The sequence below is a fragment of the Gammaproteobacteria bacterium genome, assembly GCA_033720895.1.
Classification (GTDB): domain Bacteria; phylum Pseudomonadota; class Gammaproteobacteria; order Natronospirales; family JAJUFS01; genus JAWWBS01.
In genome coordinates this window covers 1-2,153 of sequence record JAWWBS010000117.1, presented here as the reverse complement: position 1 = coordinate 2,153, position 2,153 = coordinate 1, and the positions used below count along the sequence as shown (strand labels likewise).

The window sequence follows — 2,153 nt, the reverse complement described above, 5'->3', positions numbered from 1 at the left end:
GCAGTCATCTCCGGCTCTGGCTCCGATGGGAGCATTCTGACATGTAAACGCTGGTTGTACCGCCATGCCTACCGAAAAGAAAAGCCGGGCAGGAGCCCGGCTTTCCTGCGAATGGTCCTGGCACCCGTCAGCGGGTCAGGGGCTCCAGCGTCAACTCGACGCGACGGTTTTCCGCACGGCCACCGACGGTTTCGTTGGAAGCAATCGGGCGTTCCTCGCCGTAGCCGATGATCACGAAGCGGGCATCGGCAACACCGTAATCACTCAGTACCTGGGTCACAGCCAGGGCGCGATTTTCCGAAAGGCGCTGGTTGTAATCCGCACTGCCGGTGCTGTCCGTGTGGCCGGCGACCACGATCAGGGTCTTTTCGTATTCCTCGAGCACCAGCGAGACCGATTCCAGCACCTCTTTGAAGGATTCGCTGACATTGGTGCTGTCGGTATCAAAGGTGACGTTGCCGGGCATGTTGAGAATGATGTTCTCGCCATCGCGGGTCACGCTCACACCGGTACCTTCCAGCTTCTTGCGCAACTCGGCTTCCTGCACGTCCATGTAATAACCAATGCTGCCACCGGTCAGGGCGCCGACACCGGCGCCGATCAGGGCACGCTTCTTGCGCTCCTTGGCATCATCGCCGGACGCCGCACCGACAATGGCGCCGGCCAGGGCACCAATGGCTGCGCCAGTCGAGGTATTCGAGGTCTGTTCCTCGCGGGTGAACGGATCCAGTGTCGTGCAGCCGCTGGCAAAGACGGCGGAAGCCACCAGGGCAGTGGCGGCCAAGCGTGAAATGCTGCTCATGAACGTCTCCTTGGGGAAGGAATGTTGGGGATGAGGTCAAGTCTAGCTAATTGGAGCGGTTCCTGTCACCGCAAGACCCAATGTCACCTTTTTATGTCGAATTCATCGACGCGACCGTCAGTTTTGCTGTCGACGCATTTCGTCGGGAAAAGCAGTACATTCCCGGATAGACACTAGACGTCCGAGAGATTTTTTGATTATCTCTCCACTGCTTATGGGTTTACCGGGCGATCAGCGCCCAGCGCGGAGGTTATCCTGATGTCTTTATCATCGCTCGCTGGCAAGGCCGGCCTGCTTGTTGTGCTTGGCAGCCTCGCTGCCTGTGGCGGCGGCTCCGGCTCCGACACGGATACCACACTCAGCGAGATCATCGCCGAGAAGGGCCTGACGGGGGATCCGGCAGCCGGCCGTGACCTGCCGGCACCCACCGATCCCGTGGCCGTGCTCGGCAAGAAGCTGTTTTTTGCCAAGAGCCTCGGCGGCGACATGGACAGTGCCTGCGTGACCTGCCATCACCCGATGCTTGGCGGGGGTGACAAGCTGTCGCTGTCGGTGGGCGTGGGCGCCGTGGAACCGGACCTGCTTGGGCCCGGTCGCGAAGATGTCGGTGGCGATCCGCGCGTGCCGCGCAACGCGCCGACTGTCTTCAACATGGGGCTTTATGACGTCTCGTTGTTCCATGACGGTCGGGTACAAGTCCTGACGCTGGCGCCGGGCGCCAATGGCGAGGGCGTGGAAATCGACACGCCGGATTCCGACCTGGTCAATCCCGATCCGAATGCGGGCGACAACCTGATCGCCGCCCAGGCACGATTCCCGATCACCTCCAACAGCGAGATGCGCGGTGTCAACTTCGAGCCGTTCGGCAGCAACCAGCAGGTTCGCGACCACCTCGCGGCGCGTCTCGGCGACTACGGCGTGGGTGCTGGCGAACTGGCCCGCACCGAATGGCTTGCAGAATTCCAGGCAGCCTATGCCTCCGCACTTGGCGCCAGCGAACTCGTCACCTACGACAACATCGCCTTTGCCATGGGCGAGTACCAGCGCTCGATGGTGTTCGCCTCGAACGCCTGGAAGGACTATGTCGCCGGTGACGAAGCGGCGCTGAGCGAGAGCCAGAAGCGTGGCGCGGTATTGTTCTTCAAGGACGTTGCCGACGGCGGCGCTGGCTGCGCCAGCTGCCACTCCGGTGATTTCTTCACTGACGAGAACTTCCACGTCCTGGCCGTGCCGCAGATCGGCCATGGCAAGGGCCATGGCATCTCCAATGACGATTTCGGCCGTTCGCCAATCACCCGTGATCCGGCCGACCGTTACAGGTTCAGGACCCCGACCTTGCTGAATGTCGAGG

At 61.7% G+C, this 2,153-nt stretch carries 2 protein-coding genes; one reads left to right on the top strand and one right to left on the bottom strand.

Going from position 1 to position 2,153, the window contains the following annotated elements:
• Nucleotides 1–127 precede the first annotated feature (127 nt).
• On the bottom strand, nt 128–802 hold the full coding sequence (locus R3217_10735; GenBank protein ID MDX1455919.1) for an OmpA family protein: 675 nt from the start codon (nt 800–802) through the stop codon (nt 128–130).
• 258 nt (nt 803–1,060) lie between these two features.
• Here R3217_10735 and R3217_10730 point away from each other — a divergent pair.
• Nucleotides 1,061–2,153, top strand: a 1,093-nt coding sequence (locus R3217_10730; GenBank protein ID MDX1455918.1) for a cytochrome c peroxidase, incomplete at its 3' end; no start/stop codon positions are given.

What these genes read in the sequence shown, in the direction of transcription:
- R3217_10735 (MDX1455919.1), bottom strand. Translation starts at nt 802, where the DNA reads ATGAGCAGCATTTCACGCTTGGCCGCCACTGCCCTGGTGGCTTCCGCC.